The 24,105-nt window shown below is 65.5% G+C and carries 19 protein-coding genes; 8 read left to right on the top strand and 11 right to left on the bottom strand.

Annotation, left to right across the window (positions count from 1 at the left end):
* The first annotated feature begins 126 nt into the window (after positions 1–126).
* The gene (locus tag ABIG06_RS06335) at positions 127–1,005 is read left to right on the top strand and encodes a UTP--glucose-1-phosphate uridylyltransferase (RefSeq protein ID WP_370135149.1); all 879 of its coding nucleotides are present in this window, start codon (positions 127–129) and stop codon (positions 1,003–1,005) included.
* A 190-nt stretch (positions 1,006–1,195) separates the two neighbouring features.
* On the opposite strand, the gene ABIG06_RS06330 is transcribed toward ABIG06_RS06335, so the two are convergent.
* Entirely contained in the window at positions 1,196–2,692 is a 1,497-nt protein-coding gene (locus ABIG06_RS06330) for a sensor domain-containing diguanylate cyclase (RefSeq protein WP_124159195.1), read from the bottom strand.
* 144 nt (positions 2,693–2,836) lie between these two features.
* Here ABIG06_RS06330 and ABIG06_RS06325 point away from each other — a divergent pair, with 144 nt between their 5' ends.
* Positions 2,837–3,100 carry a DUF7662 domain-containing protein gene (locus ABIG06_RS06325; RefSeq protein WP_199751376.1) on the top strand — a complete coding sequence of 88 codons (264 nt, stop codon included), beginning with the start codon at positions 2,837–2,839 and terminating at the stop codon, positions 3,098–3,100.
* Positions 3,101–3,143: 43 nt separating this feature from the next.
* Here the strand turns inward: ABIG06_RS06325 and ABIG06_RS06320 are convergent, their stop codons facing one another.
* The 3 genes from ABIG06_RS06320 to metG form a co-directional block, all read right to left on the bottom strand.
* A complete protein-coding gene (locus tag ABIG06_RS06320) occupies positions 3,144–6,020 on the bottom strand; it encodes an EAL domain-containing protein (protein WP_061880935.1) in 2,877 nt (958 codons plus the stop codon).
* Between the two features lie 152 nt (positions 6,021–6,172).
* Positions 6,173–7,171 carry an NAD(P)H-quinone oxidoreductase gene (locus tag ABIG06_RS06315; protein ID WP_370135146.1) on the bottom strand — a complete coding sequence of 333 codons (999 nt, stop codon included), beginning with the start codon at positions 7,169–7,171 and terminating at the stop codon, positions 6,173–6,175.
* A gap of 67 nt (positions 7,172–7,238) precedes the next feature.
* Positions 7,239–8,918: a methionine--tRNA ligase gene (gene metG / locus ABIG06_RS06310; RefSeq protein ID WP_370135144.1), complete on the bottom strand. Its 1,680-nt coding sequence runs from the start codon at positions 8,916–8,918 to the stop codon at positions 7,239–7,241.
* Between the two features lie 285 nt (positions 8,919–9,203).
* Here metG and ABIG06_RS06305 point away from each other — a divergent pair, with 285 nt between their 5' ends.
* Together ABIG06_RS06305 and ABIG06_RS06300 are read left to right on the top strand one after the other, a co-directional pair.
* On the top strand, positions 9,204–9,395 hold the full coding sequence (locus ABIG06_RS06305) for a DUF1192 domain-containing protein (RefSeq protein WP_124159191.1): 192 nt from the start codon (positions 9,204–9,206) through the stop codon (positions 9,393–9,395).
* Between the two features lie 471 nt (positions 9,396–9,866).
* A complete protein-coding gene (locus ABIG06_RS06300) occupies positions 9,867–10,376 on the top strand; it encodes a DUF1465 family protein (protein ID WP_124159190.1) in 510 nt (169 codons plus the stop codon).
* Positions 10,377–10,554: 178 nt separating this feature from the next.
* On the opposite strand, the gene rpmE is transcribed toward ABIG06_RS06300, so the two are convergent.
* Positions 10,555–10,782: a 50S ribosomal protein L31 gene (gene rpmE, locus ABIG06_RS06295; RefSeq protein ID WP_028182497.1), complete on the bottom strand. Its 228-nt coding sequence runs from the start codon at positions 10,780–10,782 to the stop codon at positions 10,555–10,557.
* 196 nt (positions 10,783–10,978) lie between these two features.
* Between rpmE and ABIG06_RS06290 the strand changes: the two genes are divergently transcribed.
* The gene (locus ABIG06_RS06290) at positions 10,979–12,829 is read left to right on the top strand and encodes an ABC transporter ATP-binding protein/permease (RefSeq protein WP_370135140.1); all 1,851 of its coding nucleotides are present in this window, start codon (positions 10,979–10,981) and stop codon (positions 12,827–12,829) included.
* A gap of 38 nt (positions 12,830–12,867) precedes the next feature.
* Here ABIG06_RS06290 and ABIG06_RS06285 read toward each other — a convergent pair whose 3' ends face one another.
* The 3 genes from ABIG06_RS06285 to ABIG06_RS06275 all read right to left on the bottom strand — a co-directional run bounded on the left by ABIG06_RS06285 (position 12,868) and on the right by ABIG06_RS06275 (position 15,504).
* Positions 12,868–13,314, bottom strand: a complete 447-nt coding sequence (locus tag ABIG06_RS06285) for a GNAT family N-acetyltransferase (protein ID WP_370135137.1) — start codon at positions 13,312–13,314, stop codon at positions 12,868–12,870.
* On the bottom strand, positions 13,314–14,342 hold the full coding sequence (locus tag ABIG06_RS06280; protein ID WP_124159187.1) for a peptidoglycan -binding protein: 1,029 nt from the start codon (positions 14,340–14,342) through the stop codon (positions 13,314–13,316). Before ABIG06_RS06280 ends, ABIG06_RS06285 begins: the two co-directional genes overlap by 1 nt.
* A 148-nt stretch (positions 14,343–14,490) precedes the next feature.
* Positions 14,491–15,504: a flagellar motor protein MotA gene (locus ABIG06_RS06275; protein ID WP_370135134.1), complete on the bottom strand. Its 1,014-nt coding sequence runs from the start codon at positions 15,502–15,504 to the stop codon at positions 14,491–14,493.
* 167 nt (positions 15,505–15,671) lie between these two features.
* On the opposite strand from ABIG06_RS06275, the gene ABIG06_RS06270 reads away from it, so the two are divergent.
* From ABIG06_RS06270 to ABIG06_RS06260, 3 genes are all read left to right on the top strand, one after another.
* Positions 15,672–16,691 (top strand): SAM-dependent methyltransferase, encoded by a 1,020-nt coding sequence (locus tag ABIG06_RS06270; protein WP_370135131.1) that lies wholly within the window; start codon positions 15,672–15,674, stop codon positions 16,689–16,691.
* A 228-nt stretch (positions 16,692–16,919) separates the two neighbouring features.
* Positions 16,920–18,113, top strand: a complete 1,194-nt coding sequence (locus ABIG06_RS06265) for an efflux RND transporter periplasmic adaptor subunit (protein ID WP_370135128.1) — start codon at positions 16,920–16,922, stop codon at positions 18,111–18,113.
* 6 nt (positions 18,114–18,119) lie between these two features.
* Positions 18,120–21,281, top strand: coding sequence for a multidrug efflux RND transporter permease subunit (locus tag ABIG06_RS06260; protein WP_370135126.1), 3,162 nt, complete (start codon positions 18,120–18,122; stop codon positions 21,279–21,281).
* Between the two features lie 145 nt (positions 21,282–21,426).
* Here the strand turns inward: ABIG06_RS06260 and ABIG06_RS06255 are convergent, their stop codons facing one another.
* The 3 genes from ABIG06_RS06255 to ABIG06_RS06245 form a co-directional block, all read right to left on the bottom strand.
* Entirely contained in the window at positions 21,427–22,218 is a 792-nt protein-coding gene (locus ABIG06_RS06255) for an inositol monophosphatase family protein (protein WP_370135123.1), read from the bottom strand.
* Between the two features lie 110 nt (positions 22,219–22,328).
* Complete coding sequence (locus ABIG06_RS06250) at positions 22,329–23,405, bottom strand: tetratricopeptide repeat protein (RefSeq protein ID WP_124159181.1); 1,077 nt, start codon at positions 23,403–23,405, stop codon at positions 22,329–22,331.
* 9 nt (positions 23,406–23,414) lie between these two features.
* On the bottom strand, positions 23,415–24,104 hold the full coding sequence (locus ABIG06_RS06245; protein ID WP_370135120.1) for a thiamine phosphate synthase: 690 nt from the start codon (positions 24,102–24,104) through the stop codon (positions 23,415–23,417).
* Between the last annotated feature and the right edge of the window lies 1 nt (position 24,105).

The raw sequence follows: 24,105 nt of genomic DNA, 5'->3' as shown, positions 1-24,105 counted from the left end.
GGTGACGGCCTTTTTCTTAACTCTGTCGGGGCGAGGCCCCACATCCGCCTTTGTTGCCAGCTGCAAACAGGCTAGCAAGATGCCATTGCTCCCGTCACATGTGTCCCCAGGTATTCGATCGATCACATGAGAATTCGTAAAGCTGTATTCCCCGTCGCCGGCCTCGGCACCCGCGTCCTGCCTGCCACCAAGGCGATGCCGAAGGAAATGTTGACCATCGTCGACAAGCCGCTGATCCAGTACGTCTATGACGAGGCGAAGGAAGCCGGTATCGAGCACTTCATCTTCGTCACCGGCCGCAACAAGAGTGTCATAGAGGATCATTTCGACCGCATGTTCGAGCTCGACACGACGCTGGCCGCGCGTGGCAAGAAGGCCGAGCAGGACATCCTGGCGCAGAACCAGCCGGAAGCCGGTGCCGTCAGCTTCACCCGCCAGCAGGCGCCGCTCGGCCTCGGCCACGCGGTCTGGTGCGCACGCGACATCGTCGGCGACGAGCCGTTCGCCGTGGTCCTGCCCGACGAACTCGTGCTCAACACGCCGGGCTGCCTGAAGCAGATGATCGAGATGGCATCCTCACTTGGCGAGAAATCCAATCTGATCGCGGTCGAGGCGGTGCCCGATCATCTGACCCATCAATACGGCATCTGCGGCGTCGGCAAGCGCAACGGCAAGATGTTCGAGGTCGACGGCATGGTCGAGAAGCCGGCCAAGGGCACGGCGCCCTCCAATCTCTCGATCACCGGCCGCTACATCCTTCAGCCGGAGATCTTCAAGATCCTGGAGACCCAAGAGCGCGGCGCCGGCGGCGAGATACAGCTCACCGACGCCATGATCGGGCTTGCCAGGACGCAGAAATTCTACGGCGTCGAGTTCGCGGGCGAGCGCCATGATTGCGGCTCCAAGCCCGGCTTCCTGCGCGCCAACATCGCCTACGGCATGAAGCGCCCGGAATTGCGCGAGGGGTTGATCGCCGAGATGAAGAAGTATCTGGCGCAATCATAGTCACACCCCCGGTGTCGTCCCTGCGAACGCAGGGATCCATACCGCGTGATCCCTCGATCGCGTTCGGTCGGAGTACCGAACGACGTGTCATCGCCAAACCACTCCCTGTGGTTATGGGTCCCTGCGTTCGCAGGGACGACACTGAGTATTTGGTGGATCGCGTTACACCCAATGACGGGGAGAGAACGCCTCACGCCACCAGCGACAGCTGAGGCAAGCTCGCAACCACCGACTGGTTGCGCCCGCCGGCTTTCGCGGCATAGAGCGCCTTGTCGGCGGCGGCGACCAGGACCGGCCAGTCCATGCCGGCCGCGGGCACGAGGCTGGCGATGCCGCAGGAGACCGTCGATGCCGCCTGATCGTCGGACCAGCCCTGCACCTTGAGGCGGATCTTCTCGGCGACCTTGAAGGCGTCGTCGGCCGAGGTGTTCGGCAGCAAAACGGCGAATTCCTCGCCGCCGTAGCGCGCGGCGCAGTCGCCGGCGCGGCTCACGGAATCGGAAATGCAGATGGCGATGCCGACCAGCACCTGGTCGCCCGCCTGATGGCCGAACGTGTCGTTGTAGGCCTTGAAATGATCGGCATCGATCATGAGCAGCGCGATCGGCGCCTTCTGGCGCATGGCGCGCCGCCATTCGACGTCGATGACGGAATCGAACTTGCGGCGGTTCCTCAGGCCCGTGAGCGCGTCCGTCGTCGCCATCTCCTCGAGCTTGCGCTCGGCCTCGGCGCGCCGGCCGATCTCGCGCGCGAGCACGAGGGTCGATCCCAGCACGAACAGCGCGAGTGCCAGCACCACGGCGCCGATGCGGAACGCCTCCCTCTGCCAGAGTGCGAACACTGCGGTCAGGGGCTTGCCCGCCACCACGAACAGCGGTCCGCTGTCGCCGCTGCGGACATAGAGCCGCGGCGTCGGATCGACCGGGCCCTGTCCGGAATAGGAGGTGCCGGCCCGGAGATTGTCGGCGTTCCAGCTCCGCCGGTCGCTCAGGTTCGTGCCGATGACGTCGAGATCGAACGGCCGCCGCATGATGATGGTGCGGTCGCGCCTGAGCACGGTGATGGTGTCTTCAGTGTCGAGATTCAGCCGTTCGAACAATTCGTGGAAATAGCTGAAGCGAATCGAGCCTGCGACGACGCCGAGGAAGCCGCCGTCGGTATCGCTGATGCGCCGGCTCAGCACGATCGAATAGGCGCCGCGGAACAGCATCGGGCGGCTGATGAAGAGCCCGGCTTCGGGATTGTCGCGGTGGACGGTGAAATAGTCCTCCTCGCTGCGATTCTCGGCGAGGGGATCGAGCGTGGAAGCGTCGATGGTCAGCTGGCCCTCGGCATCGAATACCTGGATGGCGCCGAAATGCCGGGCCGTCGTCGCGTGGTCGAACAGGATCAGGTGGCGGATCGTCTTGGAGACTGTTGCGAGCTCGGGCAGCAGCATGTTGCTGGCGACCGCCTTCAGCGACAGGTCGTAGATCTCGATGTTGCGGCCGATGTCGGACTCGATGGTGGTTGCGAGGTTCTCCAGCGTCTGGCGGGCGAGCGCCTCCTCGCCGCGGCGCATGTCCAGCATCACGTTGACGCAGACGGCCGAGAAGCCGATCACCGTCACCACGGACGAGATGATCAGCAGTTTCGCCGAAATTCGCCACGGCCGCCGGGCCGTAATTCCGCGCCATCCAAAGGGCATCGTTCGCTCCCGCCACCAGTGGATGCGCCCGAAAGCTTGAGTAGTGTTTAAGGCAGGACGGCACGACCGCAATGAGTTAAGAATCGGTTTATGGATCGAACGGTTTTAGGCAGATCGGACGGGACTTCGGACGAGAGGACGCTTGTGAACGACTACGACGCGTTGCGCGACTATCTGCTGCGGCAGAAGCAGGAGGAGTTCGTGCTGAGCTTCGAGCAGATCGAGGAGATCATCGGCGCCGCGCTGCCGCGCGCAGCCCAGCGTGCCTCCTGGTGGGACAGCCTGCGCAGCCCCGACATCCAGATGCCGCAACGCGAAGCCTGCCTCGCCGCGGGATTCGTGGCGACACGGATGCCGGACGGTGCGAGCGTGCGGTTCAGGAAGCAGAAGGGTGATCGACGGCGCTAGCGCGAGACCCACCCTCCCCCTCCAGGGGAGGGTAAGAGAGCAGTCAGCTCGCCGCTTCCAGCCGCACTTCCGTCAGCAGGCGCATCGCCGCGTCGGCGTCCATCGGCTCGCCGAAGGCAAAACCTTGAGCGTATTCGCAGCCCATCTGGTAGAGCTCGACCGCATCGGAATCGGTCTCGGCGCCTTCCGCCACCACGTCCATGCCGAGGTCGTGCGCGAGCGCGATGATCGACTTCAGGATCACCGGGCGGGTGCCGCGGCTGGTGGTGCGCACGAAGGACTGGTCGATCTTGATGGTGTCGAACGGGAAACGCTGGAGATAGGCCAGCGAAGAATGGCCGGTGCCGAAATCGTCGAGCGACAGCCCGGTGCCGAGCTCGCGGATCCGCGTCAGCATCTGCGCCGCGTGCTCGGGATTTTCCATCACCAGCGATTCCGTCAGCTCCAGCTTCAGCGTGCCGCGCGCCACCGAGGATCGCGACAGCACGGTGCGGATGTCGTGGATGAGGTCGTGGCGCAGCAGCTGCCGCGAGGAGACGTTGACGGAGGCGAAGATCGGGTCGCGCGAGCGCATCGCGCGCTGCCACACCGAGAGCTGCTTTGCAGTCTGGTCGAGCACGAACATGCCGAGGTCGACGATCAGCCCGGTCTCTTCGGCTATAGTGATGAATTCCGACGGCGCCATGCGTCCGAGCTTGGGATGATCCCAGCGCGCCAGGGCCTCGAAGCCGGCGATCGAACGATCCTCCAGCCGCACGATCGGCTGATAAAGGATGGTGATCTCCTGCCGCTCGATGGCGCGGCGCAATTCGCTCTCCAGCGTCAGCCGGTCCGTCTTCCGCGCACGCATGGCGGGCTTGTAGACGTCGATGCGGTCGCCGCCGATGCGCTTGGAATGATACATCGCCAGCTCGGCGTCCTTGATGATCTCGTCCGTGAGCTGCGTCTGAGGATCGGACAAGGCGAGGCCGATCGAAGCCGTCAGGAAGATCTCGCGGTCGTTAAAGGCGATCGGCGCGCGGATGGTCTTGCGGATGGTCTCGGCGAAGGCGGTGATGCGGGCCGGGTCCTGTTCGGAGAGCAGGATCAGGCCGAACTGGTCGCCGGCCAGTCGCGCCAGCGTGTCCTGCGGCTTCAGGATGCGGGTGAGGCGGCGGGCCAGCGTCAGCAGGATCGAGTCCCCGACCGCGATGCCGACGGAATCGTTGACCTGCTTGAAGCGGTCGAGATCGATCACCATCAGCGTCGGCCGCAGCGTCGGCATGGTCTTGGCGAAGTTGGCGACAGCACCCAGCCGGTCCATGAACAGCTTGCGGTTGGGCAGGCCGGTGAGATTGTCATGCACGGAATCGTGCAGCAGGCGTTCCTCGGCGTTACGCAGCTCCGTGACGTCGGTGAGCGTGCCGACGACCCGCGAGACCTCGCCGTCGGAGCCGACCACCGGACGGGCCTTCAGCGCGAACCACATGAAGTGGCCGTCCGGCGTACGGAGACGGAAATCCTGCACCAGGCGGCCGCGGCGCTGGTCGAGCACGCTGTCGAGTGCGGCGCGGAAACGGTCCTGGTCGAGCGGATGCAGCACCTCTAACCAGGACGCCGCGGGTCCTTCCAGCGTGCCGCGCTTGAGCCCGAGCAGGGCTTCGGTCTCGGGACTGGTGAACACCTTGTCGGCGGACACGTCCCAATCCCAGATCAGATCGCCGGAGCCGGCGAGCGCCAACGCTCGCCGCTCGATGTCGGAGACGATGCCGGTGGTGGCGCCGCCGCCGGCGAAGGCGTGCTGCATCACCGTGAATCCGATCAGCATCACGATCAGCACGAGGCCCCCGAGCAGGGCCGGGCCGACGATGTCGTTGGTGACGGAGCCGGCGACGGTCATGCCGGCCGCGACCACCCAGACCACCAGCAGGAACCAGGTCGGGATCAACAGCACCGCGCGATCGAAGCCGTGGGTGGAGAGATAGACGATCAGCGCAAAGCCGGCGAAGGCGATCAGCACCAGCGAGATGCGTGCGATGCCGGAGGCCACGGCCGGATCGAACAGCGCCAGCGCCACCAGGGAGCCGAGGAAGGCGAGCCAGCCGATCGTGATGTGGGAATAGCGCACGTGCCAGCGGCTGAGATTGAGGTACGCGAACAAGAACACCAGCAGCGTGGCCGCAAGGATGGCCTCGCCCGCCGCGCGCCAGATGCGCTCGGCGTTGTTCGACATGTCGAGCACCTTGCCCCAGAAGCCGAAATCGACGCCGATATAGACCAGCACCGCCCAGGCCAGCGCCGCGGCGGCCGGGAACATGATGCTGCCCTTGACCACGAACAGGATGGTCAGCACCAGCGCGAGCAGGCCGGAAATGCCGATCACGATGCCCTGGTAGAGCGTGAAGGAATTGACCTTGTCCTTGTAGGATTCCGGCTCCCACAGATAGAGCTGCGGCAGCTTGTCGGTGCGCAGCTCCGCGACGAAGGTGACGACGGCGCCGGGGTCGAGCGTGATGCGGAACACGTCGGCGGTGGCGCTTTCCTGACGTTCCGGCCGGTCGCCGATCGAGGGCGTGATGGTCGCGATGCGCGACAGGCCGAGGTCGGGCCACAGCAGCCCCGAGGAGACGATGCGATAATGCGGGGCGACGATCAGGCGGTCGAGCTGGTCGTCGGTGTTGTTGGCGAGCGCGAACACCACCCAGTTCTGCCCCCCTTCGCGGGCGCGCACCTCGATGCGGCGGACGATGCCGTCGGTGCCGGGCGCGGTGGAGACCTGGATACGATCGGCATCGCTGCGCTGATGCTCGAGCACGCCGGTGAGGTCGATCGCGGGCGCGTCGCTGCGGACGCTGACGGCGTCCAGCGCGCGCGCGGGATACGCGGCGACAAGAATCATGAGGCCCAGCGCGATGGGCGCGAGGCACCTGATCAGACGCAAGGTCAGTTCTCCGCGTTCGACGCAAACTCGTCAGTGCAAGGCGAATCTAGAAGGCGATTCAGACCGGACCGAAGTGGTTCGGCGCGTCGCGATAGATGCCACGAAAGCGAGGAGAATCAAAGGGTTTCCGGCCTGGCCTGTGGGCCGGCGGCCTAGGCCTCCAACACAATTTTGCCAATATGTGCGCTGGTTTCCATGCGCCGATGGGCGTCCGCCGCCTTTTCCAGCGGGAAAGTGCTGTCCATCACCGGCTTGATGCGGCCTTCGCGCAGAAGCGGCATCACTTTTGCCTCGATCGCGGTCACCATCGCCGCCTTGTCCGCATTAGTACGGGGGCGCAGCGTCGAGCCGGTATGGGTCAGGCGCTTGACCATCACCTTGGCGATGTTGACGCTGACCTTGGGGCCGTTGAGGGTCGCGATCTGGACGATGCGGCCATCGACCGCCGCGGCATCATAGTTGCGGTCGACATAGTCGCCGGCGACCATGTCGAGGATCAGGTTGACGCCAAGGTTGTTGGTCTCGGCCTTGACCACGGCGACGAAGTCTTCGGTCTTGTAATTGATGGCACGGTCGGCGCCCAGCTTGAGGCAGGCGTCGATCTTGTCCTGCGATCCCACCGTGACGAACACCTTGGCACCGAATGCTTTCGCAAGTTGGATCGCCATGGTGCCGATGCCGGAGGAGCCGCCATGGATCAGCAGCGTCTCGCCGGCCTTGAGGCCGCCGCGCTCGAACACGTTGTGCCAGACCGTCATCAGGGTTTCCGGCAGCGCGCCGGCTTCCTTGATCGACAAGGCCGGCGGCACGCTCATCGCCTGGGCATCCTGGGCGATGCAGTACTGCGCATAGCCCCCGCCAGCGACCAGCGACATCACCTTGTCGCCGATCTTGTGCCGCCTGGCATTGCTGCCGACCGCCACCACCTCACCGGCGATCTCGAGGCCCGGCAGGTCGCTGGCGCCGGGCGGCGGCGGATAGGCGCCGGAACGCTGCGCGACATCGGGCCGGTTCACGCCCGCGGCCTCGACCTTGACCAGGATCTCGTCCGGGCCGGGCTGCGGCAGCGCGCGCTGTTCCGGCACCAGCACCTCCGGTCCGCCGGGCTTGGAGATGGCGATCACGGTCATTTGCGCGGGCAGCTTGTCCATGATTGTGTCCTTGAGTGCATGGGATCGGCGGATGGCATATCGCCTTTTCCGCCAAAGTGAAACGACATTAAGGCCCGAACCGCGCTGCAAGACTCCGTGCTTTCTCGGGAGGGATTTTATCGACCAGTGGGCGGATCGGAGCGACGGCCGTGCCGGCACCGCCGTCGAGCAGGCCCGCGAGTGGGCCAACGGGCCAGCTTGGAACAGCGTCAATGCGACCGAAGGCGCGCAGCACATTTTCAGACAGGCTGGGTATGATACTCCAAGCCAGCACGGCGTAGACGCTGATCAGATTAAGGCCTGTTCGTGTCACGAGAGCAGCGCGAAGCGGATCGGACTTGCTGGCTGTCCATGGCGCGGCGTGCTGCAGGTAAGCATTCGCGACATCCCAGATCGCGCGAGTTGCCGCCGCCGCCGCGCGAAACTCGAGCGCCTCGTGATGGCGTCGCAGTGTCGCGATACGTTGCTCCAGTTCGCATGCGAGCCGGTGTTCGGTCGGGCCGGGCGCACCGCCTTCCGGAATTCGGCCGTCGAAGGCCCGATGGGCGAAGCTGACGATGCGATTGACGAGGTTGCCGAAGATGTCCGCGAGATCCTTGTTCACGTCGGCGACGAACTTCGGGATACTGAAATCGGTGTCGGCGCTTTCAGGCGCGTTGGCGATCAGCCACCAGCGCCAGAGATCCGCCGGCAGTTCTTCCAGGGCTTGATCTGTGAAGATGCCCCGATTGCGGCTGGTCGAGAACTTGCCGCCTTCGTAATTCAGCCAGTGGAATCCCTTGATGATATCGACGGTTTTCCACGGTTCGTTCGAGCCGATCAGCGTTGCCGGGAAGCTGACAGCATGGAATGGGATGTTGTCCTTGCCGAGGAACTGGATGTAACGGACGTCATCGGCCTGCCACCACCATTTTCGCCAGTCTCGGCCTGGCGCGGCGGCGGCCCATTCCTGTGTGGCTGCGATGTAACCGATCGGCGCGTCGAACCAGACGTAGAAGACCTTGTTTTCGAATCCCCGGCGCGGAACCGGAATGCCCCAGGTCAGATCGCGCGTAATGCAGCGATCGCGTAAATTCGCCGTGAGCCAGCTCTTCGCGGTTGACACCACGAAGGCAGGCCAGCCGGATCGGCTATCGATCCACGCGCTCAACGCTGCGAGAAGCCGCGACTGTCGTAGGAACAGATGGCGGCTTTCGCGGATCTCCAGCGCGCGGTCGCCCGACAGCGCAGATCGCGGATCGCTCAGTTCGGGTGGATCGAGCAGGGTGCCGCAACGGTCGCATTGGTCGCCGCGCGCGGATGGGTCGCCACAATGCGGGCAAGTGCCGAGCACGTAGCGGTCTGGTAGGAAACGGCCGTCCACGGGGGACCAGACCTGTTGCAACGCGCGTTCCCCGATCAGTCCGCCATCTTCGAGCCTGCGATAGAAGTGCTGCGTCAGGGTGCGATTCTGCGGCGAGCTGGTCCGGCCGAAATGGTCGAATGACAGGCCGAAGCGGCGGTAGATGTCGGCCTGGATTGCGTGCTGCGTGCTGCAGAAGGTCTGGATGTCCTGTCCGGCGCGAACGGCACCGAGCTCGGCCGGCGTGCCGTGCTCGTCCGTGGCGCAGACGAAGAGCACGTCGTCGCCGATCTGTCGCCTGAAGCGGGCATGGACATCGGCTGGCAGGAGCGACCCGACGAGATTGCCGAGATGCTTGACGCCGTTCACATAGGGAAGGGCGCTGGTGATGAGGATTTTGGTCATGGCTGCGTCTTTCGCGCTTGGGGATGCCGACCCGGAACAAGTCAAACCGGAAAATCAAAAGCCCTCCCGCATGATCGGAAGGGCTTGGGGTCGGCTCATGCCTCACGCGCGTATGCGCGCTCTTATCCCGTCCGGTCAGCCTCCTTGCGGTCGGGCCGGGGCATTCGCGTCAGATATTGCGCGCTCGCGAAAGTCACTGCACATTTCTCCTTGTACAAAGGCGATAGCATTTCGGTATGGAGAACGCCAGATCGGCGTCCTTCAGGCAGCTCGGGAGGACACACCATGGCGATGGAAGACGACGACCGCCCGCGCAAGAAGATCACGCACGAGATCGGCCAGGATCTCTCATTGCTATCGGTCGAGGAACTGACCGAGCGCGTCGCGCTGCTCAAGACCGAGATCGCGAGACTGGAGGAAGCCGCCACCAGGAAGCGCGCCTCGCGCGATGCGGCGAACAGCCTTTTCAAGACGTAGTCATTCACGACTCTCGGGTCCCGGCTCAGCAGTGCAGCGCGTCGTGCCGCACTGCGTCCGCGGCACGTGACCCCGGCTCGGCCGCTGGCCGACATGGCTAACGAACTCTCAAAAAATTAGCTCGTTTACGGTCGATTAAGCTTTCGGGTTTATGACTGGAACCGTCCTCGTTTGGACACCGAGTGGCTCCTGTCCACTCTGTTTGACGCCTCCCTGTTATCAACTTTCAAAGCCGCCGGTCTCCGGCGGCTCTTTTTTTGCGCAAAGCGCTTTCCAGCGGAGCGGATACCGGTTCGCGTCGAGAAGACGCGCCGAAACAGGAATATCCGCCCAGTTGCATTCCGGGGAATGACGCGCGGAAACCATATCCGCGCTTGTCACTGGACTCGGCGCTCCCAGCGCGCAATGATTTGTTCATCATAAGCCGGCGCCAAGCCGGACAGTCAGACAGTTGCGTAAGGGGCGTTAACCATGGAACGTTTGCAGGCCGAAGGCGCTCTCGTTCAGCTCAGTGAGCGGTTTACCAATTCTGCGGCGTTCGGCGCTCTGTTCCGTGAAGGCATGGACCTCGTCGAAGAGACCGCCGCCTATCTCGACGGCGCCGGCCGCGTCGAGGCCAAGGCACTCGATCGCGCCGTCAGCCTCTCCTATGCGACCGAGAGCATGCGTCTCACCACGCGCCTGATGCAGCTTGCGTCCTGGCTGCTGTTGCATCGGGCGGTGAAGGAGGGCGAGATGACGCTGAGCCAGGCCAACCGCGAGAAGACCAAGGTCAAGCTCACCGCCGCCGATCCCGGTCCCGCCGACACCATCGAGAAGCTGCCCGCGCAACTCCAGGAGCTGATCCATCGCTCGATGAGTCTGCAGACCCGCGTGCGCCGCCTCGACAGCACGATCCACACGCCGCCGGCCGAGCAGGTGGCGATCGGCAATCCGCTGGTGCCGCACCTCAATGCGCTGAAGGCGGCGTTCGAGCGGTAAGTCTCACGCTGTCATCCCGGGGCGCGCGACGCGCGAACCCTGGTGCGCACTTGCGCACCTGAGAATCCCGAGATTCCGGGTTCGGCTCTCCGAGCCGCCCCGGAATGACGGTGTAGTAGAAAACAAAAACGCCCCCGTCTCTGCGGGGGCGTTTTCGTCTCCAGCCTTGCGGCCGGCTTCAATCCTTTTTGAGAAAGCCCGAAAACTTCTTCTGGAAGCGCGAGACGCGGCCGCCGCGGTCCATGATCTGCGTGGAGCCGCCGGTCCAGGCCGGGTGCGACTTCGGGTCGATATCGAGGTTCAGCGTGTCGCCTTCCTTGCCCCAGGTCGAGCGGGTCAGGTACTCGGTTCCGTCGGTCATGACGACCTTAATGGTGTGATAATCCGGATGAATTTCGGCTTTCATGGCAATTCCTCGGCGCTCCGGCGCCTTCTTGGGTGGCTAGCGAATGACGGATTTGGGCGGCTCTATACCGCACGATATCAGGCAAAACAAGCCATGCCGGGCTGGTGACCGGACTTACCCCTAAGGGACTTCCCGGATTTGCCACTACCCCTACACCGGCCTATTGGGAGCAAGGCAATAGAATGGGTCGGATATCATGAGCGCAGTGGAACGGCTTGATGACCAGCATGTCAATCGGCCCGCAATGAACGCCGCGGACATCCCGTCGATCGAGGCCGAGCTGATCGAAGAGCCCGCCAAGGGGCGCGCCAAGCTGCGGCCGCTGCTTGCGCTCGCGCCCTATGTGAGCCGCTATCGCGGCCGGGCGGCACTGGCCTTCGTCGCGCTCACGGTCGCCGCGCTGACGACGCTGCTGGTGCCGATCGCGGTGCGCAGGATGATCGATTTCGGCCTGACGCCCGAGGGGATCGAGCTGATCAACAGCTACTTCTCGGTGATGCTCGCGGTGGTGGGCGTGCTCGCGCTCGCGAGCGCGGCGCGCTACTACCTCGTGATGACGATCGGCGAACGCATCGTCGCCGACCTCAGGCGCGACGTCTTCGCCCATCTGCTCTCGCTGTCCCCCGCCTTCTTCGATTCCGCTCGCAGCGGCGAATTGATCTCGCGGCTCACCGCCGACACCACCCAGCTCAAATCGGCCGTCGGCGCCTCGGTCTCGATCGCGCTGCGCAACCTGATGATGTTCCTGGGCGCCGCGGCGATGATGGTGATCACTAGCCCGAAGCTGTCCGGCTTCGTGCTGCTGGCCATTCCCTTGATCGTGCTGCCGCTGGTGGCCTTCGGGCGCTGGGTGCGGCGGCTGTCGCGCAATGCGCAGGACACGCTCGCCGAAGCCTCGGCCTATGCCGGCGAGCTGGTCGGCGCGATCCGTACCGTGCAGGCCTATACCAGCGAGCAATTTGCCGAGAAGCGTTTCGGCGGCGAGGTCGAAGAGGCCTATGAAGCCGCGCGAACCTCGACCCAGGCCCGCGCCGTGCTCACGGCGATCATCATCTTCATCGTGTTCGCAAGCGTGGTCGCCATCCTCTGGATCGGCTCGCATGATGTGCTCTCCGGCGCGATCACGCCGGGCCGGCTCGGCCAGTTCGTGCTTTACGCCGTGTTCGCCGCGGCGGGCCTCGGCCAGCTCAGCGAGGTCTGGGGCGAGGTCTCGGCGGCCTCGGGCGCTGCCGAGCGCCTGTTCGAGATCCTGCACGTGAAGCCCGAGATCACGGCGCCCGCGGCGCCGCGGGCGCTGCCGGTGCCGGCGCGCGGCGAGGTCGGCTTCGACCAGGTCAGCTTCGCCTATCCGGCGCGGTCCGACGTCAAGGTGCTCGACGCCGTGTCGTTCACGGTGCGCCCCGGCGAGAAAGTCGCGATCGTCGGTCCCTCCGGCGCCGGCAAGAGCACGATCTTTCATCTGTTGCTGCGCTTCTACGACCCGCGCAGCGGGACGATCTCGCTCGACGGCGTGCCGGTCAAATCCGCCGACCCCAGAGATTTCCGGGCCCGCATCGCGCTGGTGCCGCAGGACTCGGTGGTGTTCGCCGCGACTGCCCGCGAGAACATCCGGTTCGGCCGGCCCGATGCGACCGATGCCGAGGTCGAGCGCGCCGCCGAGCTGGCGCATGCCGCCGAGTTCATCCGCCGCCTGCCCGAGGGTTTCGAGACGGCGCTCGGCGAGCGCGGCGTGACGCTTTCCGGCGGCCAGCGCCAGCGCATCGCGATCGCCCGCGCCATCCTGCGCGACGCGCCGCTGCTGTTGCTGGACGAGGCCACCTCCGCACTCGATGCCGAAAGCGAGACGTTGGTGCAGACCGCGCTGGAAGAGCTGATGCGCCACCGCACCACGCTGGTGATCGCCCATCGCCTCGCAACCGTGCTCTCCTGCGACCGCATCCTGGTGATGGACCAGGGCCGGATCGTCGAGCAGGGCACGCATGCCGAACTGGTGGCGACGAACGGACTTTATGCGAGGCTGGCGCGGTTGCAGTTCGAGGGCGCGTGAGGGCCTTTGGGCGCAGTCATTTGCGCGTGGAGAAGGATTTACGCCCGCCACACCATCTTCAGCACCGGCCGCCCCGAGGTCGGGTTCACGTCGTCGCCGGCATGGGCAAAGCCGTTGCGCTCGTAGAAGCGGATGGCGCGGGCATTGTCCTTGTTGACGAGCAGCGTGACGCCCAAGGGTGACAGCCGCTTGGCCTCGTCCACCAGCAGCCTTGCTGCGTCGGAGCCCCAATGCGCGGGATCGACGACGAGCTGGTCGAGGTAACCTTCGCCGTCGATCGTGACGAAACCGGTCAGCGTGCCGTCCTGCTCCGTCACCACGATCGAGGCCTTCGGCACCAGATCCTTGCGCCAGCGCTCGCGCCACCATTCGAGCCGTGCGGCGAAGTCGATCTGCGGATAAGCCTGCTGCCAGGTGCGATGCCAGAGCTCGATCGCAGCGGCTTCGTCCTCGGGTCGGTAGGGGCGGAGGTGGAGCGCGCTCACTACCGCTCCGTCAGCTTCAGCTCGATGCGGCGGTTGCGCTTGTAGGCCTCCTCGGTGTTCCCGGGATCGAGCGGTTGGAATTCGCCGAAGCCGGCCGCGACGAGGCGCTGGGCAGGCACGCCGAGCGAGATCAGATATTGCACCACCGAGATCGAGCGCGCGGCGGACAGGTCCCAGTTCGATTTGAAGTTCGCGCCGCTCACCGGCCGCACGTCGGTATGGCCGTCGACGCGCAGCACCCAGGGGATCTCGCTCGGGATCTTCTTGTCGAGCTCGATCAGCGCAGTCGCCAGCGTGTCGAGCTCGGCGCGGCCCTCGGGCAGCAGCGTCGCCTGGCCGGTATCGAAGAACACTTCGGACTGGAACACGAAGCGGTCGCCGACGATGCGGATGTCGGGGCGGTTGCCGAGGATGGCACGCAGGCGGCCGAAGAATTCGGAGCGGTAGCGCGACAGTTCCTGCACGCGCTGCGCCAGGGCGACATTCAAGCGGGAGCCCAGATCGGCGATCCGGTTCTGCGATTCCTTGTCGCGCTTCTCGCTGGCTTCGAGGGCCTCTTCCAGCGCCGCCAATTGCCGCCTGAGCGCGCTGATCTGCTGGTTCAGCACCTCGATCTGCGCCAGGGCCCGCGCAGAGACAGCCTTCTCCGAGTCCAGCGCCTTGCCGAGCTCGGTGGTCTTACCTTGCGCGTCATTGCCGGCGGCAGCAAGGCCGTCATAGAGCCCCTTGATGCGGTCGCGCTCGGACTCGGCCGAGGCGAGGCCCGCCTTCAATTGCGAGACCTGGTCGTCGAGGCTGAGCTTGCCGAGCTTTTCCAGCGACAGGAGCTCGTTGAGCTGGGCGATCTTGGCATTGAGCTGCTCCAGCGCCTTGTCCTTGCCGGTCACCTCCTGCGAGAGGAAGAACTGCACGACCAGAAACACCGACAGCAGGAACACGATCGACAGCACCAGCGTCGACAGCGCGTCGACGAAGCCGGGCCAGTAGTTGAAAGCGCCTTCGCTGCGGCGGCCGCGCGCTAGAGCCATGTTGTCCGTCTCCACCTTCGTGTCCCGGACGCGCTGCAGCGTGCAATGCTGCTGCGCAGAGCCGGGACCCATATTGTCCCTGACGCTGGGCCCCCGGCTCGGCGACGCATCATTTCATGCCGCGTCGTGTTCGGGGCACGATACCGCCTCAGCTCTTCTCCGGCTGACGCGCGATGCGCTCCAGCAGCCGCCGGATCTCGCGGTTCTGCTCGCCCTGGCCGTCGGCCCATTCGCGGATCATCTGCTGCTCGGTGCGCATGTGCGAGACCAGCGCCTGGATGGCTTCGGCAAGGCTCGCCATCGCCGCCGTGGTGCCGCGGCTGGCGCTGCCTTCCTCGAACACGGAGCGCAGCCGTTCGACCGCGGCCTGGAGCTCGCCGCTGACGACGCCGCCGCCTGCCGCAACGGGCGCCTCGCCGTTGCCATATTCGCGCACGGTGGTGGCGAGCCAGTCTTCGAGGTCGGTGTAGAAGCGGTTTTGTGCCTGGCTCGATTGCAGGTCGAGGAAGCCGAGGATCAGCGAGCCGGCGAGGCCGAACAGCGAGCTGGAGAACGAGATTCCCATGCCGCCGAGCGGGGCGGCGAGGCCCTCCTTCAGGGTGTCGAACAGCGAGCCGGCATCGCCGCCGACCTTGAGTCCGTCGATCACCTTGCCGACCGAACCGACCGTCTCGATCAGGCCCCAGAAGGTGCCGAGCAGGCCGAGGAAGACCAGCAGGCCGGTCATGTAGCGCGAGATGTCGCGGGCCTCGTCCAGCCGCGTCGCGATCGAATCGAGCAGATGCCGCATCGTGGTCTGGGTGATGGTCATCCGCCCGGAGCGCTCGCCGCCGAGGATCGCCGCCATCGGCGCCAGCAGTTTCGGGTGGCGGGCCGGTGCCAGGCCGGGATCGGCGATGCGGAAATTGTTGACCCAGGAGACTTCGGGATAGAGCCGGATGACCTGGCGGAAGGCCAGCACGATGCCGATGAACAGCACTGCCCCGATCAGGGCATTGAGCCCGGGATTGGCGAAGAAGGCCTGGATGATCTGCTTGTAGAGCACCACGCCCACCAGCGTGCACAGCACCAGGAAGACCAGCATCCGCACCAGGAAGACGCTGGGCGAGGACAGTTTCGTGTACTCGATATCCAAGGTGGAGCGGGAAGTGCCAGACGGCATGGCCGGTATCATCCGTTACGTAAGCTTGCTTGCAGTGCGCACTATGGCACAGCGCCGGCCCAAAAAAAGCGCCGGATGCGCCGATTTCGGGGACAGCTCGGGGAACCGGGACCGGAAGCGGCGCTTTGATGAGCAGGTATCTGCAGAAGATCGCCATTCGGAGGTGCATGAGCGTCGTTTCCGCGATCATCGGGACTGCCGAACGGGTGCCGCTGCCGGACGTGGTCATCCGTGCCGCGATCCAGCGCTTGTGCTCCCGCACGGCGACGCGCCTGTCCGCGCCGGGCGCCGCCGACGATGCCGCCTTCGCCGGGCGCATGATGCTGAGGCCGATCGCCGAGGACGCGGGGACCGGGCATGATGAGGCGCCTGCTTCCTTCTTCGCCGAAATGCTCGGCCCCAACCGCAAATTCTCCTCCTGCTTCTACAAGACCGGCGCGAGCACCTTGCAGGAGGCGGAAGAGGAGGCGTTGCGCCAGACCGTCGAGCATGCCGGTCTTGCCGATGGCCAGACCATCCTCGAGCTCGGTTGCGGCTGGGGCTCGCTGTCGCTGTGGATGGCGCGGCAGTTTCCGCATGCAAAGGTGACGGCGGTGTCGAACTCCCAGGCGCAGCGCACCCATGTCGAGGACGAGGCGCGGCTCCGCGGCCTTTTGAACCTGCGCGCGGTCACCGCGGACATGAACGTGTTCGCGCCCGAAGGCCAGTTCGACCGCATCGTCTCGGTCGAGATGTTCGGGCAGATGACGAACTGGCGCAAGCTGATGACGCGCGTGCGGTCATGGCTCGCGTCGGAGGGGCGGTTCTTCATGCATGTCGTCACCCATCGCTCGGCTTCACAGCTGTTCGACCGGTTCGATCGCAACGACTGGATGGCGCAGCACGTCTTCACCGGCCGGCTGATGCCGAGCCATCACCTCGTCAGGCAGTTCGACGATATCCTTGCGATCGAGAAGGAATGGTGCTGGAGCGGTACGCATTACCAGCGCACCGCCAACGACTGGCTCGCCAATTTCGATGCGCATCGCGGCCCCATCGAGGCGTCCTTGCGGAGGGTCTACGGCGAGGAGACTGCGCTTTGCATGCGTCGCTGGCGCTGGTTCCTCCTCGCAACATCCGGCCTGTTCGGCTACGCCGGTGGAACCGAATGGGGAATCAGCCATTATCGGACGAAAGCCGCCGAGTGATTGCGGTGTTCGGTCGCAGCACGCGCCGGTGGAACTGGACTCACAATCAGGTGAGTCGATAAAAGGCGTCTGAACTCAATAGGTTAGTTCGTGTGACAATGAGCCGCCGCAACACGCGTTGCGTCGCAGCACGTCCACTCTATTTTGACGTCATCGGCCGCGCGAATTGGAGTCCAGAACGGGCTCGCTGCGCGTAATAGTATCAACAACATCGGGGCACTACAGTTCATGTCAGGACTTCGCGCGCGATCGGCATGCGTTGCATTGATGCTCGCGGCCCTTGCGCCGCTGCTTGGTGCTTGCGACGAATCCAGCTCGGCGGTGTCCGCCGCCCAGCCGGCCGCGCCTGACGTCAGCATCGTCGTCGTCAAGCCGCAGCCGCGCGCCGTCGTGCGCGAGCTGCCAGGCCGTATCGCTCCGACGCGTGTCTCCGACGTGCGGCCCCGCGTCTCCGGCATCGTGGTCGAGCGTCTGTTCCGCCAGGGCAGCGAGGTGAAGGCGGGCGATCCGCTCTACCGCATCGATCCGCGTCCGTTCGAGGTCGAGGTGTTGGCCAACGAGGCCGCGCTCGCCAAGGCCGAAGCGGCATTGATGCAGGCCAAGCAGCAGGCGCATCGTATCGCCACCCTCACCAAGGATCGCGCCGCCCCGGAGGCCGAGAACGAGAAGGCGATCGCGGCCGAACGTCAGGCCCATGCAGAGGTCGAGGGCCGCAAGGCCGAGCTCGCCCGGGCCAAACTCAATCTCGACTATGCCACCGTGCGCGCGCCGATCGACGGCGTGGTCGGCGCGGCGCTGGTCAGCGAGGGCGCGCTCGCCGTGCAGAACGAGACCAATCTCGCCACCATCCAGCAACTCGATCCGATCTATGCCGACTTCACCCAGTCGGTGACCGAGCTCAATCAGCTCCGCCGTGCCTTCGAGACCGGCGATCTCGAGCGCATCGCCGCCGATGCAGCCAAGGTGCGCCTGGTGCTCGACGACAACACCATCTATTCGCTCGACGGCAAGCTGCTGTTCTCCGATGCCAAGGTCGACGCCCACACCGGGCAGGTGACGTTGCGCGGCGAGTTCCCCAACCCGAAGCGCGAACTGCTGCCGGGCATGTATGTCCGGGTCCGCATCGACCAGGGTCTCGATTCCGACGCGATTGCGGTGCCGCAGCAGGCGGTTCAGCGCAATGGCGGCGGCGGCAGCGAGGTGTTCGTCGTCAAGGACGACAACCACATCGCGGTCCAGCCGGTGCGTACGGGCTCGGTGCAAGACGGACTCTGGTTCGTCACCGAAGGCCTGAAGGCCGGCGACAAGGTCGTGGTGGAAGGCTTCCAGAAGTTCGCGGCCGGCGACAAGGTCAAGCCGCAACCCTGGTCGGAGGCGGACGCGATCGCGGACAACCGGCACGCCCAGCAGCTCACGCGGTAACGCGCTATGCCGAGCTTCTTCATCGACAGGCCGATCTTCGCCTGGGTGGTCGCGCTGTTCATCTGCTTGATCGGCGCGATCGCGGTGCCGCTGCTGCCGATCGCGCAGTATCCGATCATCGCGCCGCCCTCGATCTCGGTCTCGACCAGCTATCCCGGTGCCTCGCCGGAAAATCTCTATAACAGCGTCACGCGCCTGATCGAGGAAGAGCTCAACGGCGCCGCCAACATCCTCAATTTCGAATCGACAAGCGACTCGCTCGGCCAAGTCGAGATCATCGCCAATTTCCAGCCAGGCACCGATACCAGCGCCGCGTCGGTCGAGGTGCAGAACCGCATCAAGCGCGTCGAAGCGCGCCTGCCGCGCGCGGTGATGCAGCAGGGCATCCTGATCGAGGAAGCCTCCAGCGCGGTGCTTCAGATCATCACGCTGAATTCGACCGACGGCAGTCTCGACGAGGTCGGCCTCGGCGACTTCATGATCCGCAACGTGCTGGGTGAGATCCGCCGCATTCCCGGCGTCGGCCGCGCCACGCTGTACTCGACCGAGCGCTCGCTTCGCGTCTGGGTCGATCCGGCCAAGCTCGTCGGCTACGGGCTGACCGCCGACGACGTCAATAAGGCCATCGCCGCGCAGAACGCGCAGGTCGCCTCCGGCAGCATTGGCGCCGAACCCTCGACGTCCGGCCAACGCACCTCCGCGCTGGTGCTGGTCAAGGGACAGCTCTCCTCTCCGGACGAATTCGGCGCCATCATCCTGCGCGCCAATGCCGACGGCTCGACCGTGCGGCTGCGCGATGTCGCGCGCATCGAGGTCGGCGGGCTCAGCTACCAGTTCAACACACGCCTCAACGGCAAGCCGACCGCGGGTCTGTCGGTGCTGATGTCGCCGACCGGCAATGCGCTGGCGACCGCGAGCGCGGTCGAAGCGAAGATGAAGGAGCTGTCGCGCTTCTTCCCGGCCAACATCACCTACGAGATCCCCTACAACATCACGCCCGTGGTCGAGGCCTCGATCAAGAAGGTGCTGTCGACGCTGGTGGAAGCCGTGGTGCTGGTGTTCGTCGTGATGTTCCTGTTTCTGCAGAACATCCGCTACACCATCATTCCGACCATCGTGGTGCCGGTGGCGCTGTTGGGCGCCTGTTCCACCCTGCTGCTCGCCGGCTACTCCATCAACATGCTCTCGATGTTCGGCATGGTGCTCGCGGTAGGCATCCTCGTCGACGACGCCATCGTCGTGGTCGAGAACGTCGAACGCATCATGGCCGAGGAAGGCCTGCCGCCGAAGGAAGCGACCCGCAAGGCGATGTCGCAGATCACCGGCGCCATCATCGGCATCACCCTGGTGCTGATGGCGGTGTTCGTGCCGATGGCATTCTTCCCGGGCTCGGTTGGCATCATCTACCGCCAGTTCTCCGTCACCATGGTCGCCGCGATCGGCTTCTCCGCCTTCCTCGCGCTGTCGCTGACGCCGGCGCTGTGCGCGACCCTGCTCAAGCCAGTCGCCAAGGGGCACGGTCATTCCAGTAATTTCGTCTTCGGCTGGTTCAACCGCATGCTGGAGGCCGCGCGGTTCCGCTACGAGCGTACGGTCGGTTTCTCGCTGAAGCGCACCGGGCGCCTGATGCTGGTCTATGCCGCGCTGCTGGTCGGCCTGTCCTGGGCCTTCGTCAACCTGCCCGGCGGCTTCCTGCCCGTCGACGATCAGGGCTTCGTCACCACAGACGTGCAGACGCCCTCGGATTCGTCCTATCCCCGCACCGAGGCCGTGATCGAGAAAGTCGAAAAATATCTCGCCGAGCGACCGGGCGTGAAGGACGTCACCTTCCTCACCGGCTTCAGCTTCTCCGGCCAGGGTATGAACACCGCGCAGGCCTTCATCACCTTGAAGGACTGGTCGGAGCGCGGTCCGAAGGACTCCGCCGCCGCGATCGTCAATGACGTCAACCGCGACCTGGGCTCGTCGGTCCGCGACGCAAAGATCTCGGCGCTGCAGCCCCCGCCGATCGACAATCTCGGCAACTCCTCGGGCTTTTCGTTCCGCCTGCAGGACCGCGGCCAGAAGGGCTATCCGGCCTTGATGCGCGCCGCCGACCAGCTGATCGCGGAGGCCAATGCCAGCCCTGTGCTTCAGAAGGTGTATATCGAAGGCCTGCCCGAGGCAGGCGTAGTCAATCTCGTCATCGACCGCGAGAAGGCCGGCGCCTTCGGCGTCACTTTCGAGGACATCAACAACACGATCTCGACCAATCTCGGCTCGAACTACATCAACGACTTCCCGAATCGCGGCCGCATGCAGCGCGTCGTGGTGCAGGCCGATGCCCGCGACCGCATGCGGACCGAGGACATCCTCAACTACAACGTCAAGAACAGCCGCGGCCAGCTGGTGCCGTTCTCCTCCTTCGCCACGGTGGAATGGGCGCGCGGTCCGACGCAGATCGCCGGTTTCAACTATTATCCGGCGGTCCGCATCTCCGGCGAAGCCAGGCCCGGCTTTACCTCGGGCGATGCGATCGCCGAGATGGAGCGGCTCGCCGACAGGCTGCCGCGCGGCTTCGGCTATGAATGGACCGGACAGTCGCTCCAGGAAAAACTGTCGGGCTCGCAGGCGCCGTTCCTGCTGGCGCTGTCGGTGTTCGTGGTGTTCCTGTGCCTTGCCGCGCTGTACGAGAGCTGGACCATTCCGCTCGCGGTGCTGCTGACCGTGCCGCTCGGCATCGTCGGCGCGGTCGTCGCAGCGACGCTGCGGAGCCTGCCCAACGACGTCTACTTCACCGTCGGCCTGATCACCATCATCGGCCTCGCCGCAAAGGACGCGATCCTGATCATCGAGTTCGCGAAGGATCTGCGCAAGGAAGGCAAGCCGCTGGTGGAAGCCACCATCGAGGCCTGCCGCCTGCGCTTCCGCCCGATCCTGATGACCGGTCTCGCCTTCATCTGCGGCGTGCTGCCGATGGCAATCGCGCATGGTGCCGGCGGCGCCAGCCAGCAGGCGCTGGGCTCAATCGTGATGGGCGGCATGATCGCGGTGGTGATCCTGGCGCTCCTGATGGTGCCGGTGTTCTTCGTCTCGGTACAGCGCGTGCTGGGTGGGGACCGGGAGCCGGCGGCGGCGAAGGAAGGCGAGGCGTACGGGCCGCCGGCGCGGGCGCACACGAGCCACTGAATGCCCCGTCATTCCGGGGCGCGTGGCGCGAGCTATGATGCGCAATTGCGCTTCTGAGAATCCATCGGGCAGCAATCACAGTCGATGAATGGTTTCCGGGTTCGCCAAGCGGCGCGCCCCGGAACGTAATAGAGAAGCTGCGGCGCTACGCCGCCTTCCGCAAAATCTTGACCAGCTCCCCGTGCACGACCTCATTGCCGCACACGACGTGCCCGGTGACGAGCGCATCGCCCGGGGTGTCGATGTCGCTCACCGTGCCGCCGGCTTCCTTGACCATGATCTGTCCGGCCGCGATGTCCCAGGGCGACAGATTCCGCTCCCAATAGCCGTCGAGCCGGCCGGCGGCGACGAAGGCGAGGTCGAGCGAGGCGGCGCCGAAGCGGCGCAGGCCGGCGACGCGATTCTGGATCGCGGTCATCTCGCGGCGGAATTCTTCGTGGTCGCCGCGGCCGATATGGGGCAGGCCGCAGGCCACCACGCATTCGTTGAGCTGGCGGCGGCCGGCCACGCGCAGGCGCTGGTCGTTGAGGAAGGCGCCCTTGCCGCGTTCGGCGATGTAGAGCTCGTCATTGGCCGGGTTGTAGATCACGCCGGCGATGACCGTGCCCTCGCGCGCGAGGCCGATCGAGATCGCGAATTGCGGGATGCCGTGCAGGAAGTTGGTGGTGCCGTCGAGCGGGTCGACGATCCAGGTGTGGCTCTTGTCGGTGCCATCGCGGGTGCCGCCCTCTTCGCCGATGAAGCCGTAGCCGGGCCGGGCCTTGGCGAGGTCCTGATAGAGGATCTCCTCGGCGCGCTTGTCGGCGAGCGAGACGAAATTCGCCGGCCCCTTCAGCGAGACCTGGAGATGCTCGATCTCGCCGAGATCGCGCTTGAGGCTGCGGCCGGCGCGGCGCGCGGCCTTGACCATGACATTGATAGTGGCGGAATACAGCATGAGCTCTGGACTTGATCGGGGGCAGGGATCAGGGGCAGGGGCGGGACGTCGCGCCCGTTTGAGGGATTGGGTGCCCTGCGAGGACGCTTGCGTCAAGTCATTGCGTCAAGTCATTTGGTCCCGAGCCATTTCTTGGCGGCGGCCTCGGCTTTGGCCCGCTCCTCGGCCGGCAGATCGGATAATTGCTTGTCGAGCTCGGGGTCGCCCTTGCCGGCCGTCTTGGCCACCAGGTGCCATTTGAACCCCTCGACCTTGTCCGTGGGTGTGCCCACGCCATTGATCAACACCCATGCCAGCCGGTTCTGCGCGATCGCGCTGCCCTGGCGGGACGCCTTGCGCAGCAACGCGACAGCCGCCGGCTGGTTCTTCGGTGTGCCGGTGCCGTTGAACATCGCGATCGCATATTCGACCTCGGCGTCGACATTGTCGGCGAGCGAGGCGGCCTGGAGCAGCCGCACCGCGCGTTCCGGGTCCTTCGGCACACCGGTGCCTTCCTTGTAGAAGGTCGCGAGCGCGTATTGCGCCTCGGGCAGGCCTGCATCGGCGGCCTGGCGCAGCAGCTCCGCTGAGCGCCTGACGTCCTGCGGCAGGGTCTGGCCGTCCAGATAGAGCAAGGCGAGGTTATAGGCGGCCTTGGGCTCGCCGAGCTTGGCGGCGGATGCCATCAGCTTGACCGCCTCGCCCTTGTCGACCGGGCCGCCGCGGCCCGACATGCGCAGCATGGCGAGCGCGAACATCGCCTCGCGATCGCCGGAATCGGCGGCGCGCTTGTACCATTCGGCTGCCTTGGCGTAGTCGCGCCGGATGCCCATGGCATTGGAATAGAGCTCGCCGAGCATGGTCATCGCCTTGGGATCGCCGGCTTGTGCACGGGCGGTGGCGAGCTCGAACGCCGTCTTGTACTGGCCGCGCTGATAGGCGCCGAACACCATGTCGACCTTGGGATCGTCGGTCGGCGGCGCGGGGATCACGGTTGCGGCCGGCTTCGGCGAGGGAGACGGCTTGGGGGATGCCGAAGGTTTCGGCGCGGGAGCGGCCTCCTTCTTCTTGGTGATCGTGTGCGGCTTGGGCTTCTGCTTTTCGGCGGGGGCGCTCGGCGTTGCGGCCGGTGGCGTGATCTGGAGCTGCGCCGCCGCGGGCGCTGTGAGCAGCAGCGTGGCCAGCATGGTGATGCAAGGGAGCTTCATGTCGGGGCGCTAGCCGTGCTCCTGACCCGCAGGATCCCGGCTCGCCGGCGCAGTCGCGTGCGCCTTCTTGATCGCAGCATCGGCCTCGACCAGCGCGGCCTTGGGCCCGCGTGGATCGGCCCAGATGAAGTCGCCGACCAGCACGAAATCGGCACCGCTGGCGGCGAAGTCGTGAGCCTCTTCCAGCGACGTGGCAAAGCCGACGCAGGGCGGCTCGAACAGCTCCGCCCACCAGTCCAGCCGTTCGGCGATGGCCTGGGATGACGGGCGCTGGCCTTTCTTGTCGGGCTCGCCGAACAGCACATAGTCGGCACCCATCTCGCCCGCGCTCATGGAATCATGGCGCGTCGTGAGCCCGCCGACGCCGGCGATGCGATCGGGCTTGAGCGATTGCGCCGCCTCTTCCAGCGCGGCAAGGCCGGTGAGGTGCGCGCCGTCGGCGCCGCCGCGCGCGACGATTTCAGGATGGCCGTCGATGAGGAGCGCTGCGCCTGCCTTCTGCACCGGCGGCGCCAACGCCTTGATGCACGAGATCATGGTGCGCTGGTCGGTCTCCTTCAGCCGCAGCAGCACGGCCGCGACATCGGCCGAAGCGAGCAGGCCCGGCAACTCGGCGAGGAGTCCCGCAGGGTCATCGACAATTGGCGTCGCGAGGTAGAGACGCGGCGCCGGGCGCGGCGGAGGCGGTTTGTTCGACAAG

Source organism: Bradyrhizobium sp. USDA 326, assembly GCF_049739485.1.
GTDB lineage: Bacteria > Pseudomonadota > Alphaproteobacteria > Rhizobiales > Xanthobacteraceae > Bradyrhizobium.
This window is presented reverse-complemented; position numbering and strand designations above follow the sequence as displayed.